Raw genomic sequence first — 17,360 nt, 5'->3', positions numbered from 1 at the left:
GCCTAAAATGGTTAGGTCGATAACGAAATTCAACTGAGAGCAGGGGAAAACACCATGCAAAATAAACTACTGATCGCGTCCGTTCTGGCTGCCACCGCCATGTTTACCATTGCGGGCTGTTCATCCAATCAGGCAGTAAAAACCACGGATGGCCGTACGATAGTGACTGACGGTAAGCCGCAGGTCGATGATGACACCGGTCTGGTTTCCTATAAAAACGCCGAAACGGGTCAAACTGAACAGATCAACCGTGACCAGGTGAAATCCATGGGCGAACTGGATAACTAGTTCAGATTTCTGACGTTAGCCCGTCAATAATATTCACTATTAGCCTGTTGAATTACTGACTACACTCTTTTGGTAAAAGAAGGCAGTAAAACAACAGGCTAATTAATGATTCTGATAATTTACGCACATCCGTATCCGCATCACTCGCATGCAAATAAACGGATGCTTGAGCAGGTAAGGACGCTTGATAACGTAGAGATACGTTCCCTCTATCAACTTTATCCCGATTTTAATATCGATATCGCCGCCGAACAGGAGGCGCTCTCTCGTGCCGATTTAATTATCTGGCAGCATCCGATGCAATGGTACAGCACCCCTCCGCTCCTCAAACTGTGGATCGATAAAGTCTTTTCCCACGGCTGGGCGTATGGCCACAACGGTCACGCGCTTAAAGGCAAAAGCCTGATGTGGGCCGTGACCACCGGCGGGGGAGAAAGCCACTTCGATATTGGTGCTTTCCCGGGCTTTGAGGTGCTGTCACAGCCGCTGCAGGCGACGGCGCTCTATTGTGGGCTGAACTGGCTCCCTCCTTTTGCGATGCACTGTACGTTCGTTTGCGATGATGAGACGTTGCAGGCGCAGGCACGCCATTATAAACAACGGTTACTTGAGTGGCAGGAGGCGAACAATGGATAGCCATACGCTGATACAGGCGCTGATTTACCTCGGCGCGGCTGCGCTGATTGTACCCGTGGCGGTACGTCTGGGGCTGGGTTCGGTGCTGGGTTACCTCATTGCCGGCTGTGTCATTGGACCGTGGGGCTTCCGTCTGGTGACCGATGCCGAGGCGATTCTCCATTTCGCTGAGATCGGCGTCGTGCTGATGCTGTTTGTAATTGGCCTGGAGCTGGATCCCCGGCGGTTATGGAAACTGCGCGCTTCGGTATTTGGTGGGGGAGCGTTGCAGATGGTGGCCTGTGGTTTGCTGCTGGGCGGGTTCTGTATCCTGCTGGGCATGGACTGGAAAGTCGCGACTCTCATCGGCCTGACGCTGGCACTCTCCTCTACGGCCATTGCCATGCAGGCAATGAACGAGCGCAACCTGACGGTCTCTCAGATGGGGCGCAGCGCGTTTTCGGTGCTGCTGTTCCAGGATATTGCCGCCATCCCGCTGGTGGCGATGATCCCGCTGCTGGCCGCAAGCGGTGCCTCAACGACCATGGGAGCTTTTGCGCTTTCCGCGCTGAAAGTGGTTGGTGCCCTGGCGCTGGTTATTCTGCTTGGCCGCTACGTGACCCGTCCGTTGCTGCGCTTTGTCGCTCGCTCCGGCCTGCGTGAAGTTTTCAGTGCCGTTGCGCTGTTCCTGGTGTTTGGCTTTGGTTTGCTGCTCGAGGAAGCCGGCCTATCGATGGCTATGGGGGCGTTCCTGGCAGGGGTGCTGCTGGCCAGTTCTGAATATCGCCATGCGCTGGAAAGTGATATCGAGCCGTTTAAGGGATTATTGCTGGGGCTGTTTTTCATCGGCGTGGGGATGTCTATCGACTTTGGCACACTGGTAACGCATCCGCTTCGGATCCTCATCCTGCTGGTCGGTTTCCTGGTCATTAAGATGGGCATGTTGTGGCTGATAGCGCGTCCATTAACGGTGCCCAACAAGCAGCGTCGTTGGTTTGCCGTACTGCTGGGGCAGGGGAGTGAGTTTGCATTCGTGGTCTTTGGCGCGGCGCAGATGGCCAACGTACTGGATGCTGAGTGGGCGAAAGCGCTGACGCTTGCCGTCGCACTGTCGATGGCCGCAACGCCTGTTCTGCTGGTGGTGCTGGCGCGTCTGGAAAAAACGGGGAGCGAGCAAGAACGCGAAGCCGACGAGATCGACGAGGAGCAGCCACGGGTGATCATCGCCGGGTTTGGTCGCTTCGGGCAGATCGTGGGCCGTTTGCTGTTGTCGAGCGGGGTCAAAATGGTGATCCTCGACCACGATCCCGACCATGTTGAGACCCTGCGGAAATTCGACATGAAAGTGTTTTACGGGGATGCAACGCGTGTCGATCTGCTGGAGTCCGCCGGGGCGGCGAAAGCCGAAGTGTTGATTAACGCAATCGACGATCCGGAGACCAGCATGCAGATGGTGGAGCTGGTCAAGGAACACTTCCCCGAGCTGACCATTATCTCTCGCGCCCGCGATGTGGATCACTACATCCGGCTGCGTCAGGCAGGTGTGGAGGCGCCAGAGCGTGAAACGTTCGAAGGTGCGCTCAAGTCTGGCCGGATGGCGCTGGAAAATCTGGGGCTAGGTGCCTATGAAGCCCGTGAACGTGCGGACCTGTTCCGCCGCTTTAACACCGAGATGGTGGAAGAGATGGTGGCGATGGCGGGCAGCACAGCCACCGAGCGTGCAGCGGTGTTTAAACGCACCAGCGCGATGCTGACGGAAATCATTAACGAGGACCGCAATCACCTGTCGCTTATCCAGCGTCACGGCTGGCAGGGCACGGAAGAGGGCAAGCATACCGGCGATCCGGGGGACGAACCGGAGAGTAAACCTTCCGCGTGAAGTGGAGTTGCCAGCAATATTAAAAAATTTCTCTATCTTTACTCAGCCGCCAGTCGACGAAAGATTAAGCTTTCCGTATAGTGGCGGCAATTTTTTGCATCCGGGAAATTTTCAATGATCAGTCTGATTGCAGCGCTGGCGGTGGACCGTGTTATCGGTATGGAAAATGCCATGCCGTGGAACCTGCCTGCCGATCTCGCATGGTTTAAACGTACTACGTTAAACAAGCCGGTAGTGATGGGCCGCCTGACCTGGGAGTCGATTGGTCGTCCATTACCGGGCCGTAAAAATATCGTTATCAGTAGCCAGCCTGGCACTGACGATCGCGTCGAATGGGTGAAGTCCGTAGACGAGGCCATTGCCGCATGCGGTAATGCCGAGGAGATCATGGTGATTGGCGGTGGGCGTGTGTACGAACAGTTCCTGCCGAAAGCACAGAAGCTGTATCTGACCCATATTGATGCGGAAGTGGAAGGGGATACGCATTTCCCGGACTACGATCCTGATGAGTGGGAATCTGTCTTCAGTGAATTCCACGACGCGGATGCGCAGAACTCCCACAGCTACTGCTTCGAAATTCTGGAACGTCGCTAAGTGAATGTCCCTCTCCCGTCCGGGGGAGGGAAATCCTCATCAGGAAGCAACGGCCTCGTCTTCCCCTAAGTCCAGCTGTCGGTTGGATGGCTGAACAAAATACGTTTTATCTTCCCAGCGCAAGCAGGTTAACTCTCCACCCCAGCAGCAGCCGGTATCGAGACCGTAGATCCCCTCCGGTGTGCCTTTTCCTTCAAGCGACGCCCAGTGGCCAAACACCACGTTATAGGCGTTGGTCACCGGACCGGGAATGGCAAACCACGGTTTAAGAGGCGCAGGGGCGCTTTCCGGTGTCTCTTTGCAATACATATCCAGCTGCCCGTTCGGGAAGCAAAAACGCATGCGGGTGAAAGCGTTCGTAATAAAGCGCAGGCGGGCCAGACCGCTAAGATCTTCGCTCCAGTGATTCGGCATATCGCCGTACATCGCGTCGAGGAAGAAAGGATACGAGTCGCTTGCCAGCACCGCTTCAACGTCACGCGCACAGGTTTTCGCCGTCTCAAGATCCCACTGAGGGGTGATCCCGGCATGCGCCATGACCAGTTTTTTCTCTTCATCGATCTGCAGCAGCGGCTGGCGGCGTAGCCAGTTGATGAGAACATCCGCGTCCGGGGCTTCCAGCAAAGGCGAGAGACGATCTTTGGGTTTGTTGCGACTGATCCCGGCAAAGACGGCCAGCAAATGCAGATCGTGGTTGCCCAGTACCATGCGCACGCTGTCGCCCAGTGATTTGACGAAGCGTAGAACGTCCAGCGAGCCAGGGCCACGCGCCACTAAATCGCCCGTCAGCCAGAGCGTATCTTGTCCAGGCGTAAAGTCGACCTGTTTTAACAATGCGATCAGTTCATCGTAGCAACCGTGAACGTCGCCAATCAGATATGTAGACATTAGATTAATGAATGAGTGTTGTAACGGCGAGACGGAACACAGGAATAGCAACGCGGAACACATTGCCATCGACGTCGACCATTTCGTAATGGCCCTGCATGGTGCCCAGCGGCGTTTCGATCACGGCACCGCTGGTATATTGATACTCTTCGCCAGGGTCGATGTGGGGCTGTTCACCAACCACACCTTCACCCTGAACTTCGATTTCGCGGCCGTTGCCGTTGGTGATAAGCCAGTAGCGCCCAAGCAGTTGCACAGGCATCCGCCCCAGATTGCGAATGGTCACGGTGTAAGCGAAGACAAAACGTTCTTCATCCGGTGAGGACTGGGATTCAACATAAACGCTTTGTACATGGACACATACGCGGGGCGAATCAATCATGGCTTAACTCTCCTTCGGCGGCGCATTTTCGCTGATGTAATTAGCCAGCTTGCAGTACTGTTCTACGGAAATATTTTCTGCACGCATTGCCGGGTCAATACCCAACTCAGTCAGCACTTCAACGGTAAACAGATTGCCCAGGCTGTTACGGATCGTTTTACGGCGCTGGTTAAAGGCTTCCGTAGTAATGCGGCTCAGCACGCGCAGGTCTTTCACCGGGTACGGCATTATTTTATGCGGTACAAGACGCACTACCGCAGAGTCCACTTTTGGTGGCGGCGTAAAGGCGGTTGGCGGTACTTCGAGCACCGGGATCACGTTGCAGAAATATTGCGCCATCACGCTCAAACGACCATACGCTTTACTGTTCGGCCCTGCAACCAGACGGTTAACCACCTCTTTTTGCAACATGAAGTGCATGTCGGCAATGGCATCAGTATAGCTAAACAGGTGGAACATTAGCGGTGTGGAGATGTTGTACGGCAGGTTACCGAACACGCGCAGCGGTTGGCCCATTTTTTCCGACAGCTCACCAAAGTTCATGGTCATGGCATCCTGCTGATAAATCGTCAGCTTTGGCCCCAGGAACGGGTGAGTTTGCAGGCGTGCGGCGAGATCGCGGTCGAGTTCGATAACGGTCAGTTCGTCCAGGCGTTCGCCTACGGGTTCAGTCAGAGCGGCAAGACCCGGGCCGATTTCGACCATAGCCTGACCTTTCTGCGGATTAATGGCAGACACGATACTGTCGATCACGAACTGATCGTTGAGGAAGTTTTGCCCGAAGCGTTTTCGGGCTAAGTGGCCCTGATGGACTCGATTAGTCATTGAGTATTAACAATCATTTTGATGGCGAGATTAAGCGCCGTAATAAAACTGCCGACATCCGCTTTCCCCTGGCCTGCCAGATCCAGCGCAGTACCGTGGTCAACGGACGTTCGAATAAAAGGTAAACCGAGGGTGATATTCACCCCGCGGCCAAAGCCCTGGTATTTTAGCACGGGCAGGCCTTGATCGTGGTACATCGCGAGCACGGCGTCCGCATTATCCAGGTATTTTGGCTGGAAAAGGGTATCGGCAGGCAACGGTCCGCTTAAGTTCATCCCTTTTGCTCGCATTTCTTCAAGCACCGGAATAATGGTGTCGATCTCTTCGGTACCCATATGTCCGCCTTCACCGGCGTGCGGGTTCAGCCCGCAGACCAGCACATGCGGCTGTTTGATGCCGAATTTGGTTTGCAGGTCGTGATGCAGGATCCCGATGATCTCCCGTAAAAGAGACGGAGTAATGGCATCCGGAATGGCCCTGATGGGCATATGGGTCGTCACGAGGGCAACGCGCATTGCTTCTGTCGCCAGCATCATAACCACTTTCGGGCTGTGCGAGCGCTCTTCAAAGAACTCCGTGTGCCCGGTAAACGGTATCCCCGCCTCGTTGATAACGCCTTTGTGCACGGGACCGGTGATCAGGGCGGCAAATTCGCCCTTCAGGCAACCGTCGCAGGCACGCGCCAGCGTCTCTACAACATAGTGGCCGTTTTCGGTACTGAGCTGACCCGGGATGACGGGAGTACGAAGTGGAACAGGAAGAAGCGTAAGCGTGCCGGCTTGCTGTGGTGCAGGCTGATGGCCTTCAACGTAGGGGATGAGCGTTAAAGGCAGACCGAGCAGCGTTGCCCGGTCTTGTAACAGTGTTGCATCAGCGCAGACAACCAGTTCCACCGGCCAGCTGCGCTGGGCGAGCTGGACAACGAGGTCAGGCCCAATCCCGGCAGGTTCGCCGGGAGTGATCACAACACGATGCTGTTTCATTAGTTGCTCAGTACTTTCACATAAGCGCTGGCGCGTTGTTCCTGCATCCAGGTTGCTGCTTCTTCAGAGAACTTACGGTTAAACAGCATGCGGTAGGCTCTGTCTTTCTGCGCCGCGTCCGTTTTATCAACATTGCGGGTATCCAACAGTTCGATCAGATGCCAGCCGAAGGAGGAGTGCACCGGGGCGCTCATCTGGCCTTTGTTCAGCTTCATCAGTGCGTCACGGAACGCAGGATCGTAGATATCCGCGGCCGCCCAGCCCAGATCGCCGCCCTGATTAGCAGAGCCGGGATCCTGAGAGAACTCTTTCGCGGCATTCGCAAACGAGGTTTTTCCGCTCTTGATGTCTGCAGCAATCTGTTGCAGTTTCACGCGCGCCTGATCGTCAGTCATGATAGGTGACGGCTTGAGGAGAATATGGCGAGCGTGAACTTCGGTAACCGAAATGTTCTGACTCTGACCGCGCAGATCGTTCACTTTCAGGATGTGGAAGCCCACGCCTGAACGGATGGGACCCACGATGTCACCTTTCTTCGCCGTGCTCAGCGCCTGAGCAAAGATGGAAGGCAGCTCCTGGATACGTCCCCAGCCCATCTGGCCGCCTTTCAGCGCCTGTTGGTCAGCGGAGTAAGTGATGGCCAGTTTGCCAAAGTCACCGCCGTTACGTGCCTGCTCGACAATCGAACGCGCCTGGCTTTCAGCTTCCGCAGCCTGGTCGGAGGTTGGGTTCTCTGGCAGCGGGATCAGAATGTGGCTCAGGTTTAGTTCGGTGCTGGCGTCGTTCTGGTTACCCACCTGTTTTGCCAGCGCGTCCACTTCCTGAGGCAGGATCGTGACGCGGCGGCGGACTTCATTGTTACGTACTTCCGAAATCAGCATCTCTTTACGGATCTGATTACGATACGTTGCATAGCTGATGCCATCATAGGCCAGACGGCTGCGCATCTGGTCCAGGCTCATGTTGTTCTGCTTCGCGATGTTAGCAATGGCCTGATCGAGCTGCTCGTCAGTGACCTTCACACCCATTTTCTGACCCATTTGCAGGACAATCTGATCCATGATCAGACGTTCCAGGATCTGATGGCGCAGGGTTGCGTCATCCGGAAGTTGCTGACCTGCTTCACCCGAATTGAGCTTCACAGATTTCATCAAACCGTCAACGTCGCTTTCGAGCACGACGCCGTTGTTAACCACAGCGGCGACCTTATCAACAACCTGGGGGGCCGCGAAGCTGGTATTCGCAACCATAGCGACACCGAGCAGCAGCGTTTTCCAGTTCTTCATACTTTTTCCATTTCAATTAACCGCAAAGCGGATTACGTTGCAAATTAAGCACATTACAAGGAACTGCGGTACGGCAGAATGTTCGAGCGCAGCATCTGCTGCGTGCCCAGGCCGTAGTTGGAGCTCAGGCCGCGCAGTTCGACATTAAAGCCAATCACGTTATCGTATTTGCCCTGTTCATTCTTGGTATCCCAGCCGTTAAGCTTACGTTCGTAACCGACACGCAGCGCGTAGCAGCAGGAGTTATATTGCAGACCAACCATCTGGTCAGCAGGTTTACTGGTGTTGGTGTCAAAGTAGTAAGCACCGACGATTGACCAGCGATCGGCGATTGGCCAGCTCGCTGCGCCACCCACCTGCGAGATGCCGTCTTTGTACTGATCCGTATTCGCATAGTTTGGCAACGTGGCCTGAATATATTCCGGGCTGGCGTAACGATAGGTCAACTGCAGCATACGGTCTTCATCACGACGGTATTCAATCGCCGCACTGCTTGTCGCAACGTTGTTGAGACGCGTATCGTACTGCACACCCCCGCGTAAACCCCAGCGATCGGTCATACGCCAGTAGGTATCACCCGCCCACACCAGAGAACCCGTTTTGTTGTCTTTTTCCCAGTTAATGTCGTCATCACCGGTCCGGGACTCGGTGAAATAGTAGATTTGACCAACAGAAACGTTAAAACGTTCAACGGCGGCATCATCATAAACGCGCGTTGTGACGCCGGTCGTTAACTGGTTTGCTGACGCAATACGGTCGAGGCCACCGTAGGTACGGTCGCGGAACAGACCGCTGTAGTCAGACTGCAGGAATGAGGAGTCATAGTTCTGAATGTTGCTCTGATCGCGATACGGGACGTACAGATACTGCATACGTGGCTCAAGCGTCTGGGTATAACCCTCCGCCAGAAGACCCATATCGCGTTCGAAGATCAGTTTGCCGTCCATTTTGAACTGCGGCAGGACGCGGTTCACGGATTCTTCGAGATTGGTGCCGTAACGGTTGTTATACCAGTCGAGATTCTTCTGCTGGTAATGGGTGGCCATCAGTTTGGCCTCGGTATTCAGGCTCGACCAGTCATTTGACACCGGCAAATTGATGGTTGGCTCGAGGTGAACACGCGTGGATTCCGGCATATCCGAGTTGGTGTTAACGAAGTGCACGGCCTGGGCGTACACGTGGGTGTCAAACGGGCCAACATCGTTCTGGTACCAGTTAACGTCCAGCTGCGGTTCTGCACCATAAGTGCTTCTCGTCTGGGTATCAAAGACCTGGAATTGCTTGGTAGAGACCGTGGCGTTGAAGTTCTCAATAGCGTATCCCACGCTGAATTTCTGCGTGGCGTAGCCATCGGTACTGGACCCGTATTTGGAGTCAAAGTCGTTGAAATAGTAAGGGTCGCTGACTTTGGTGTAGTCGACGTTAAACCGCCAGACCTGGTCCATCACCCCGGCATGTTTCCAGTAGAACAACCAGCGGTGTTTATCACCTTCTGTTGGATGTTCATCCTGGAAGACTTTATCCGACGGCAGATAATCCAGTTCCATCAGGCCAGTACCCGCCTGCGTCAGGTAGCGGAACTCGTTTTCCCACATAACGTTGCCGCGCTTATGGATATAGTGCGGCGTGATCGTGGCGTCCATGTTGGGCGCGATGTTCCAGTAATACGGCAGATAGAACTCAAAGTAGTTCGTGGTGCTGTATTTGGCATTCGGGATCAGGAAACCTGAGCGGCGTTTGTCACCCACAGGAAGCTGCAGGTAAGGGCTGTAGAAAACGGGTACCGGACCGAGCTTGAAGCGGGCGTTCCAGATCTCGGCAACCTGCTCTTCACGGTCATGGATGACTTCACTTCCGACCACGCTCCAGGTATTAGACCCGGGCAGACAGGACGTGAAGGAGCCGTTTTCCAGAATCGTATAGCGGTTTTCACCGCGCTGTTTCATCAGGTCCGCATCACCGCGCCCCTGGCGACCTACCATCTGGTAATCACCTTCCCAGACGTTAGTGTCTTTGGTATTCAGGTTTGACCAGGCTTTCGGACCTTTCAGGATGACCTGATTGTCGTCATAGTGCACATTACCCAGCGCATCCACCGTTCGTACCGGCTCGGCCGCACCTTCCGGCTGCTTCTGGTGTAATTGCACTTCATCTGCCTGCAGACGGCTGTTGCCCTGGTTAATATCCACATTGCCAGTAAATGTCGCATTGTCAGGATATGTGCCTTTAGAGCTATCGGCAGTAATGGTTACCGGCAAGCTATTCGTATCGCCCTTTACCAGTGGACGATTATAACTTGGGACGCCAAGCATACACTGCGAGGCGAGATCGGCCGCCAGTCCCTGTTGGCTGTACAGGGCGGTGCCAATCATTGTGGCCAGGAGGGTGGGGATACGTTTTTTCATACGTTGTATTTTATTGTTCCGTCATCAGTGGCTACGGCTTACAAACGCTCAGAGACTATCTTACTCATCAGCGCAGTACCAGCGTTAATCCTGCCCGTTTGCGCGCCAGAGTGTTAGGCTCGCTATCGAATGACGAGTATGATAAAGCAAATTATAGGCGATGTCCTTCAATTGACCGTGGCTTGAACACTGTGATGATGACGTTGCGTCGGCCAGGAACATGACTAACCGGGGAGTATATGCAGTATTGGGGTAAAATAATCGGCGTTGCGTTCGCCATCATCATGGGTGCCGGGTTCTGGGGGATCGTACTGGGGCTTATTATCGGCCATATGTTTGATAAGGCTCGCAGCCGCAAAATGGCCTGGTTTGCCAATCAGCGTGAGCGTCAGTCCCTCTTTTTCTCCACCACGTTTGAGGTGATGGGGCACTTAACCAAATCAAAAGGGCGTGTGACGGAAGCCGATATTCAGATAGCCAGCGTCTTTATGGACCGCATGAATCTGCATGGTGACTCCCGTCTCGCGGCACAAAATGCGTTTCGCATCGGTAAAGCGGATAACTATCCGCTGCGCGATAAAATGCGTCAGTTCCGCAGCATCTGCTTCGGCCGTTTTGATTTAATTCGGATGTTTCTGGAGATCCAAATCCAGGCGGCGTTTGCCGATGGTTCACTTCATCCTAATGAACGCGATGTTTTATACGTTATTGCGGAAGAACTGGGCATCTCCCGTATGCAGTTCGACCAGTTCCTGCGCATGATGCAGGGCGGTGCGCAGTTTGGCGGCGGCTATCACCAGCAGTCCTCTGGCGGTGCCTGGCAGCAGGCGCAGCGGGGGCCGACGCTGGAGGATGCCTGTAACGTGCTGGGGGTGAAGCCATCGGACGATGTAACCACCATCAAGCGTGCCTATCGTAAGCTGATGAGTGAGCACCACCCGGACAAACTGGTCGCGAAAGGCTTACCGCCGGAGATGATGGAGATGGCGAAGCAAAAAGCGCAGGAAATTCAGAAAGCGTACGAGTTGATTAAAGAGAAGAAAAGTTTCAAATAAAAAAAGGCCCGACACTGTCGGGCCTTTTTTTTCAGAAGTCGACTGGGGCTTTAAACGTCATTGCATTGCCAAAAACCGGATGGGTGATGGTCAGCGTCTGCGCATGCAGCTGCAGGCGTGGCGCCAGCGCCAGTGCATCGGGCGGCGCGTAAAATCTGTCCCCCAGAATCGGGTGCCCCAGCGCAAGCATATGGACACGCAACTGGTGCGAGCGCCCGGTAATCGGTTTAAGCAGTACGCGCGCAGTGTTATCTGGCGCGTACTCCAGCACTTCATACTCGGTTTGTGCTGCTTTGCCGGTTTCGTAACAGACCTTTTGTTTTGGTCGGTTTGGCCAGTCGCAGATCAGCGGTAAATCCACCAGACCTTCCGCCGGCTGAGGATGCCCCCAGACACGTGCGACATACTGCTTTTTCGGCTCGCGATCGCGGAACTGGCGTTTCAGCTCGCGTTCCGCCGCTTTATTCAGCGCCACTACAATCACACCGCTGGTGGCCATGTCCAGACGATGGACAGACTCCGCCTGAGGATAATCACGCTGAATACGCGTCATCACACTGTCTTTGTGCTCATCCAGACGCCCTGGCACGGACAACAAGCCGCTGGGCTTGTTGACCACCATAATGTGCTCATCCTGATAAAGCACCACCAGCCAGGGATCCTGAGGTGGATTGTAAGGCTCCATCACCATCTTGCGCTCCGTTTACTGATGCGTCACAACGATAAGACGCAGGGCATCCAGACGCCAGCCAGCCTGATTAAGGCTTTCCAGCACCTGCTGACGGTTGCTCTCGATCGCCGCCAGTTCGTCATCGCGGATGTTTGGGTTTACCGCTTTCAACGCTTCCAGACGGGAGAGTTCCGCGGACAGTTTGTCGTCGGCTTCTTGACGTGCGGCATCAATCAGCGCCCGGGCCGCTTTTTCGATCTGCGTTTCACCCAGCTGCAGAATAGCGTGCACATCCTGCTGTACCGCGTTGACCAGCTTACTGCCGGTATGGCGGTTCACCGCGCTCAGCTGGCGGTTAAAGCTCTCGAATTCAACCTGAGCGGCGAGGTTCGTGCCGTTTTTGTCCAGCAGCAGACGCACAGGCGTTGACGGCAGGAAGCGGTTGAGCTGCAGCTGTTTCGGCGCCTGCGCTTCGACAACGTAAATCAGTTCCAGCAACAGAGTACCCACTGGCAGCGCTTTGTTTTTCAACAACGAGATGGTGCTGCTGCCGGTATCGCCTGAGAGGATCAAATCCAGACCGTTGCGGATCAGCGGGTGCTCCCAGGTGATGAACTGCGCATCTTCGCGCGACAGCGCCACATCACGTTCAAAGGTGATGGTGCATCCATCTTCCGGCAGGCCAGGGAAATCCGGGACCAGCATATGGTCGGACGGGGTCAGGACAATCAAATTCTCGCCACGATCGTCCTGGTTTATGCCAACGATGTCGAACAGGTTCATGGAGAAGCTGATCAGGCTGGTGTCATCATCCTGCTCTTCAATGCTTTCAGCGAGCGCCTGGGCTTTTTCACCGCCGTTGGAGTGGATCTCCAGCAGGCGGTCACGGCCCTGTTCCAGCTGTGATTTCAGCGCTTCATGCTTATCACGGCAGGCTTTGATCAGTTCATCAAACCCGTCGGTGTTCTCTGGCGCGGCCAGATAGCCGATCAGATCGGCGTGCACCTGATCGTAAATCGGGCGGCCGGTCGGACAGGTATGCTCAAACGCATCCAGACCTTCGTGGAACCAACGCACCAGTACGGACTGGGCGGTTTTTTCCAGGTAAGGAACGTGGATCTGAATATCATGCGCCTGGCCAATACGATCCAGACGGCCGATACGCTGTTCCAGCAGATCCGGATTGAACGGCAAATCGAACATCACCAGGTTGCTGGCAAACTGGAAGTTACGGCCTTCAGACCCGATTTCGGAGCACAGCAGGACCTGGGCACCGCTGTCCTCTTCTGCAAACCATGCCGCAGCACGGTCACGCTCGACGATGGACATCCCTTCGTGGAACACGGCGGCACGAATACCTTCGCGTTCGCGCAGGACCTGCTCCAGCTGCAGCGCGGTGGCTGCTTTGGCGCAGATCACCAGCACTTTCTGAGAACGGTGCGCGGTCAAATAGCCCATCAGCCACTCAACACGCGGGTCGAAGTTCCACCAGGTGCCGGTATCGCCTTCAAATTCCTGGTAAATCTGTTCCGGGTAGAGCATGTCGCGTGCACGCTCTTCTGCAGTTTTGCGCGCGCCCATAATGCCGGAAACTTTAATGGCCGTTTGGTACTGCGTCGGCAGTGGCAATTTGATGGTATGCAGTTCGCGTTTCGGGAAACCTTTCACCCCGTTACGGGTGTTACGGAACAGGACGCGGCTGGTGCCGTGGCGATCCATCAGCATATCGATCAGTTCTTTACGCGCGGAATCCGCGTTGTCACTGTCGCTGTTGGCCGCCTGCAGCAGAGGCTCAATATCCTGCTCGCCAATCAGATCGCTCAGGGTGTTGAGCTCGTCATTCGAAAGATGTTTACCCGCCAGCAGCAGGGCAACGGCATCGGCGACCGGACGGTAGTTATTCTGCTCTTCAACGAACTGCTCAAAGTCATGGAAGCGGTTTGGATCGAGCAGGCGCAAACGGGCGAAGTGGCTCTCCAGACCTAACTGCTCCGGCGTTGCGGTCAGAAGCAGGACGCCTGGTACGCGCTCGGCAAGCTGTTCGATAGCCATGTATTCCCGGCTTGGTGCATCTTCGCTCCAGACCAGATGGTGCGCTTCATCGACCACCATCAGGTCCCATTCGGCGTCGCACAGATGCTCAAGACGTTGCTTGCTGCGGCGTACGAAATCCAGAGAGCAGATCACCAGCTGTTCCGTTTCAAACGGGTTGTCCGCATCGTGCTGGGCTTCTGCATAGCGCTCGTCATCAAACAGAGCGAAACGCAGGTTAAAGCGGCGCAGCATCTCGACCAGCCATTGATGCTGCAGGGTTTCCGGTACCACAATCAGCACGCGCTCGGCTGCGCCGGAAAGCAGCTGTTGATGCAGGATCATGCCCGCTTCAATGGTTTTCCCCAGGCCCACTTCATCTGCCAGCAGAACGCGAGGTGCGTGACGGCGGCCCACGTCATGGGCGATGTTCAGCTGGTGGGGAATAAGGCTGGTACGCTGACCGCGCAGGCCGCTCCACGGCATACGGTACTGTTCACTCTGGAACTTGCGCGCACGATAGCGCAGGGAGAAGCGATCCATACGGTCGATTTGCCCGGCAAACAGGCGATCCTGCGGCTTACTGAATACCAGTTTGCTGTCGAGCAGCACCTCACGCAGGATGACATTGGCCTCGTCGGTGTCCAGGCGAGTCCCGATGTAGGCGAGCAGTCCATTCTCTTCTTTTACGTCTTCGACCTTTAGCTGCCAGCCGTCGTGGCTGGTCACGGTGTCACCCGGGTTGAACATCACGCGGGTCACAGGGGAATCATTGCGGGCGTACAGGCGGTTTTCACCGGTAGCAGGGAAAAGGAGGGTAACCATTCGTGCATCCACGGCAACCACGGTTCCTAATCCAAGTTCGCTTTCTGTATCGCTGATCCAGCGTTGACCAAGTGTAAAAGGCATATTTGTTCGGCTCTAATCGTAAATTGCAGGCAATAGTTCAACCACCGTCAAAAAAGACAGTCATTGAAAAATGGGTCCGGGAATGGAAAGGGCGCTATGGTACTGGATGGCAGCCATTTCGTCACGTGTCAAAATAGGCCAAGTTGCCCTGTCACTAGTGTAGCAAAGTCGTCGTCGATGAAGGGCAAAATTCCGTCCGCGACCGGCTGAAGCTGACGCGTAAGATAGTGCTCGTAATCCAGAGGCGAGTGCTGGTAATCCACGGGTTCCGGGCCGCTGGTGGTCCAGAGGTATTTGATGGTTCCCCGGTTCTGATACTGCGGGGCACGCCCCCGGCGCATGTTCTCCTCATCTGCCAGGCGCGCGGCGCGGACGTGCGGCGGAACGTTGCGCTGGTATTCCGCCAGCGGGCGGCGCAGGCGCTTGCGGTACACCAGCTGGGCGTCGAGTTCACCGGCCATCAGACTGGCAATTGTTTCACGCACGTAGTCCTGATAAGGCTCGTTGCGAAAGATACGCAGATAAAGCGTTTGCTGAAACTGCTGCGCCAGCGGCGTCCAGTCGGTGCGTACGGTTTCCAGCCCTTTAAAGACCATTCGCTGCTTGTCACCTTCCTGAATAAGACCGGCGTAGCGCTTCTTACTGCCCTGGTCGGTACCGCGAATGGTGGGCATTAAAAAGCGGCTGAAATGGGTTTCAAACTCCAGTTCTAACGCGCTGCTTAACCGCTCTTTTTGCAAACTTTCCTGCCACCAGGCGTTCACAAAAGCCACCAGTGATTTGCCGATTCGCGCGGCATCCTCTTCTGAATGCGCGCCCTTAAGCCAGACAAAGGTGGAATCCGTATCGCCATAAATAACGTCATAACCCTGGGATTCAATCAACGCTTTGGTCTGGCGCATGATGTCGTGCCCGCGCATGGTGATAGATGACGCCAGTCGTGGGTCGAAGAAGCGGCAGGCGCTGGTCCCCAGAACCCCGTAAAACGCGTTCATGATAATTTTCAGCGCCTGAGAAAGGGGCTTGTTGCCATGACGCTTAGCCTCGTCGCGACCGTGCCAGATGTTTCCCACGATTTCCGGCAGACAGTGCTTTTCCCGTGAGAAGCGGGCCCCGAGAAAACCTTCTGTGCTGTGCAAATCGTCAGGCTGCGCCATCCCTTCCACCAGCCCGACGGGATCGATCAGGAAGGTGCGAATAATGGACGGATAGAGGCTTTTGTAGTCCAGCACCAGCACGGAGTCATACAACCCGGGCCGGGAATCCATCACGTAACCGCCTGGGCTTGCCTGTGGCGGCACGTCACCGAGGTTAGGGGCGACATAGCCCGCCCGGTGCATACGCGGGAAATAGAGGTGGCTAAAGGCGGCCACGGAGCCACCGTGCCGGTCAGCGGCGAGGCCGTTCACCGTCGCGCGCTCGAGCAGGAAGGGCATGATCTCCGTTTTGTGGAAAATCTGCGTCACCAGTTCACAATCTTTCAGGTTGTAGGTGGCGAGCGCCGGTTTGTCTTCGTTAAAGCGCCGGTCGATTTCATCCATTCTGTCCCACGGATTGTCGATGGATTTCCCTTCGCCGAGCAGCTCCTGCGCCACCGCTTCCAGAGAGAAAGAGGAAAAATTCCAGAAGGCAGATTTGAGCGCCTCAATGCCGTCGATAATCAGGCGGCCATTGGCCTGCGCGAAAAACACACCGTTTTTAAAACCGTGCTCGCGCCATTCCAGCTCGCTGTTTCCGCGCCCCAGCATCAGGGGGATGCGGTAACGTTCAGCATGTTTTTGCAGCACGCGCAGATCGAACTGCACCACGTTCCAGCCGATCAACACATCGGGATCGCGATCGGCAAACCACTGGTTAAGCTTTTCCAGAAGCTGTGGCCGGCTGTTGACATACTCCAGTCGGAAATCCAGCGCGGACGCGTTGCCATTCGGGGGGCCAAGCATATAAACAACCCGATCCCCGCAGCCTTCAAGGCCGATACAGTACAGCTCACCGTGGCGAGTGGTTTCGATATCCAGCGAGACCCATTTCAACGGCGGCCGGTAGGTAGGGTTGGGTTTGAGACGGGCGTTAATAAGGCTGCCGTTTTGCGCGGTGCCGTCGACCCAGACGGGGGCAGTAATAAACCGCTCCATCAAAAAACGTTCTGGCGGGCGGATATCAGCTTCGTACAGCGTCACGCCAGCGTCGCGCAGCAGTTTTTCATAACGCATCAGCTGGCGATGGGCGCGGCAGTAAAGGCCATGTACGGGCTGACGGTGGAAATCTTTCAGTTCAAGCGGCGTCAGGCGCCAGCCATTTTCACCGCGCAGCAGTTGCTTTACTTTCTCAACGTGATCGTTCGGGATAAAAGCCACGGACTCCTGCGGCGGCAGGGTCACGTGCAGCGGGCCGTTGTCCGTCGCCAGCCAGAATGCCACCTCGGTGCCCTGAGGAGTATCCCGCCAGTGTCGGGTAAGTAAAAAACCTTCTTGCGCCTGCGCCACGCCGCTATCCCATAAAACAAAACCAGGCTTGATTATAGCCTGGTTGAATATTTTATGCTGGGTA

General features: G+C 55.4%; 14 protein-coding genes. 5 read left to right on the top strand and 9 right to left on the bottom strand.

What is annotated here, in order from left to right; all coding sequences use genetic code 11:
- Positions 1-54: 54 nt before the first annotated feature.
- The 4 genes from QRN24_RS12365 (at position 55) to folA (ending at position 3,376) form a co-directional block, all read left to right on the top strand.
- Positions 55-288 carry a YgdI/YgdR family lipoprotein gene (locus QRN24_RS12365; protein WP_151888026.1) on the top strand — a complete coding sequence of 78 codons (234 nt, stop codon included), beginning with the start codon at positions 55-57 and terminating at the stop codon, positions 286-288.
- Positions 289-393: 105 nt separating this feature from the next.
- Positions 394-924 carry a glutathione-regulated potassium-efflux system oxidoreductase KefF gene (gene kefF, locus QRN24_RS12360; RefSeq protein ID WP_020882557.1) on the top strand — a complete coding sequence of 177 codons (531 nt, stop codon included), beginning with the start codon at positions 394-396 and terminating at the stop codon, positions 922-924.
- On the top strand, positions 917-2,782 hold the full coding sequence (gene kefC, locus QRN24_RS12355; RefSeq protein ID WP_284942754.1) for a glutathione-regulated potassium-efflux system protein KefC: 1,866 nt from the start codon (positions 917-919) through the stop codon (positions 2,780-2,782). The genes kefF and kefC overlap by 8 nt, the downstream gene beginning before the upstream one ends.
- Positions 2,783-2,896: 114 nt before the next feature.
- Complete coding sequence (gene folA, locus QRN24_RS12350) at positions 2,897-3,376, top strand: type 3 dihydrofolate reductase (protein ID WP_008502023.1); 480 nt, start codon at positions 2,897-2,899, stop codon at positions 3,374-3,376.
- A 39-nt stretch (positions 3,377-3,415) separates the two neighbouring features.
- Here the strand turns inward: folA and apaH are convergent, their stop codons facing one another.
- The 6 genes from apaH to lptD are packed head-to-tail and all read right to left on the bottom strand — an operon-like array spanning position 3,416 to position 10,145.
- On the bottom strand, positions 3,416-4,264 hold the full coding sequence (gene apaH / locus QRN24_RS12345) for a bis(5'-nucleosyl)-tetraphosphatase (symmetrical) ApaH (RefSeq protein WP_025205445.1): 849 nt from the start codon (positions 4,262-4,264) through the stop codon (positions 3,416-3,418).
- A gap of 4 nt (positions 4,265-4,268) precedes the next feature.
- A complete protein-coding gene (gene apaG, locus QRN24_RS12340; protein ID WP_014168594.1) occupies positions 4,269-4,646 on the bottom strand; it encodes a Co2+/Mg2+ efflux facilitator ApaG/CorD in 378 nt (125 codons plus the stop codon).
- Between the two features lie 3 nt (positions 4,647-4,649).
- Complete coding sequence (gene rsmA, locus QRN24_RS12335; protein WP_014168595.1) at positions 4,650-5,471, bottom strand: 16S rRNA (adenine(1518)-N(6)/adenine(1519)-N(6))-dimethyltransferase RsmA; 822 nt, start codon at positions 5,469-5,471, stop codon at positions 4,650-4,652.
- Entirely contained in the window at positions 5,468-6,454 is a 987-nt protein-coding gene (gene pdxA / locus QRN24_RS12330) for a 4-hydroxythreonine-4-phosphate dehydrogenase PdxA (RefSeq protein WP_284942753.1), read from the bottom strand. The genes rsmA and pdxA overlap by 4 nt, the downstream gene beginning before the upstream one ends.
- On the bottom strand, positions 6,454-7,740 hold the full coding sequence (gene surA / locus QRN24_RS12325; protein WP_014168597.1) for a peptidylprolyl isomerase SurA: 1,287 nt from the start codon (positions 7,738-7,740) through the stop codon (positions 6,454-6,456). The genes pdxA and surA overlap by 1 nt, the downstream gene beginning before the upstream one ends.
- A gap of 53 nt (positions 7,741-7,793) precedes the next feature.
- Positions 7,794-10,145, bottom strand: a complete 2,352-nt coding sequence (lptD, locus tag QRN24_RS12320; protein ID WP_284942752.1) for an LPS assembly protein LptD — start codon at positions 10,143-10,145, stop codon at positions 7,794-7,796.
- Positions 10,146-10,384: 239 nt separating this feature from the next.
- On the opposite strand from lptD, the gene djlA reads away from it, so the two are divergent.
- Positions 10,385-11,200, top strand: coding sequence for a co-chaperone DjlA (gene djlA / locus QRN24_RS12315; protein ID WP_014168599.1), 816 nt, complete (start codon positions 10,385-10,387; stop codon positions 11,198-11,200).
- A 31-nt stretch (positions 11,201-11,231) separates the two neighbouring features.
- Here the strand turns inward: djlA and rluA are convergent, their stop codons facing one another.
- The 3 genes from rluA to polB all read right to left on the bottom strand — a co-directional run bounded on the left by rluA (position 11,232) and on the right by polB (position 17,296).
- Positions 11,232-11,891 carry a bifunctional tRNA pseudouridine(32) synthase/23S rRNA pseudouridine(746) synthase RluA gene (gene rluA / locus QRN24_RS12310; protein WP_014168600.1) on the bottom strand — a complete coding sequence of 220 codons (660 nt, stop codon included), beginning with the start codon at positions 11,889-11,891 and terminating at the stop codon, positions 11,232-11,234.
- Between the two features lie 12 nt (positions 11,892-11,903).
- Positions 11,904-14,810 carry an RNA polymerase-associated protein RapA gene (rapA, locus tag QRN24_RS12305; RefSeq protein ID WP_040018606.1) on the bottom strand — a complete coding sequence of 969 codons (2,907 nt, stop codon included), beginning with the start codon at positions 14,808-14,810 and terminating at the stop codon, positions 11,904-11,906.
- 128 nt (positions 14,811-14,938) lie between these two features.
- A complete protein-coding gene (polB, locus tag QRN24_RS12300) occupies positions 14,939-17,296 on the bottom strand; it encodes a DNA polymerase II (protein ID WP_134179282.1) in 2,358 nt (785 codons plus the stop codon).
- Positions 17,297-17,360: the final 64 nt, after the last annotated feature.

It is taken from the genome of Enterobacter sp. MEB024 (assembly GCF_030209635.1).
GTDB lineage: Bacteria > Pseudomonadota > Gammaproteobacteria > Enterobacterales > Enterobacteriaceae > Enterobacter > Enterobacter ludwigii.
Note: the sequence above shows the minus strand (reverse complement) of the source record. Positions and strands in the feature narration are given on the sequence as shown.

What these genes read in the sequence shown, in the direction of transcription:
- rapA (WP_040018606.1), bottom strand. Translation starts at nt 14,810, where the DNA reads ATGCCTTTTACACTTGGTCAACGCTGGATCAGCGATACAGAAAGCGAA.
- lptD (WP_284942752.1), bottom strand. Translation starts at nt 10,145, where the DNA reads ATGAAAAAACGTATCCCCACCCTCCTGGCCACAATGATTGGCACCGCC.
- surA (WP_014168597.1), bottom strand. Translation starts at nt 7,740, where the DNA reads ATGAAGAACTGGAAAACGCTGCTGCTCGGTGTCGCTATGGTTGCGAAT.
- rsmA (WP_014168595.1), bottom strand. Translation starts at nt 5,471, where the DNA reads ATGACTAATCGAGTCCATCAGGGCCACTTAGCCCGAAAACGCTTCGGG.
- kefC (WP_284942754.1), top strand. Translation starts at nt 917, where the DNA reads ATGGATAGCCATACGCTGATACAGGCGCTGATTTACCTCGGCGCGGCT.
- apaG (WP_014168594.1), bottom strand. Translation starts at nt 4,646, where the DNA reads ATGATTGATTCGCCCCGCGTATGTGTCCATGTACAAAGCGTTTATGTT.
- kefF (WP_020882557.1), top strand. Translation starts at nt 394, where the DNA reads ATGATTCTGATAATTTACGCACATCCGTATCCGCATCACTCGCATGCA.
- rluA (WP_014168600.1), bottom strand. Translation starts at nt 11,891, where the DNA reads ATGGTGATGGAGCCTTACAATCCACCTCAGGATCCCTGGCTGGTGGTG.
- apaH (WP_025205445.1), bottom strand. Translation starts at nt 4,264, where the DNA reads ATGTCTACATATCTGATTGGCGACGTTCACGGTTGCTACGATGAACTG.
- pdxA (WP_284942753.1), bottom strand. Translation starts at nt 6,454, where the DNA reads ATGAAACAGCATCGTGTTGTGATCACTCCCGGCGAACCTGCCGGGATT.
- folA (WP_008502023.1), top strand. Translation starts at nt 2,897, where the DNA reads ATGATCAGTCTGATTGCAGCGCTGGCGGTGGACCGTGTTATCGGTATG.
- djlA (WP_014168599.1), top strand. Translation starts at nt 10,385, where the DNA reads ATGCAGTATTGGGGTAAAATAATCGGCGTTGCGTTCGCCATCATCATG.
- QRN24_RS12365 (WP_151888026.1), top strand. Translation starts at nt 55, where the DNA reads ATGCAAAATAAACTACTGATCGCGTCCGTTCTGGCTGCCACCGCCATG.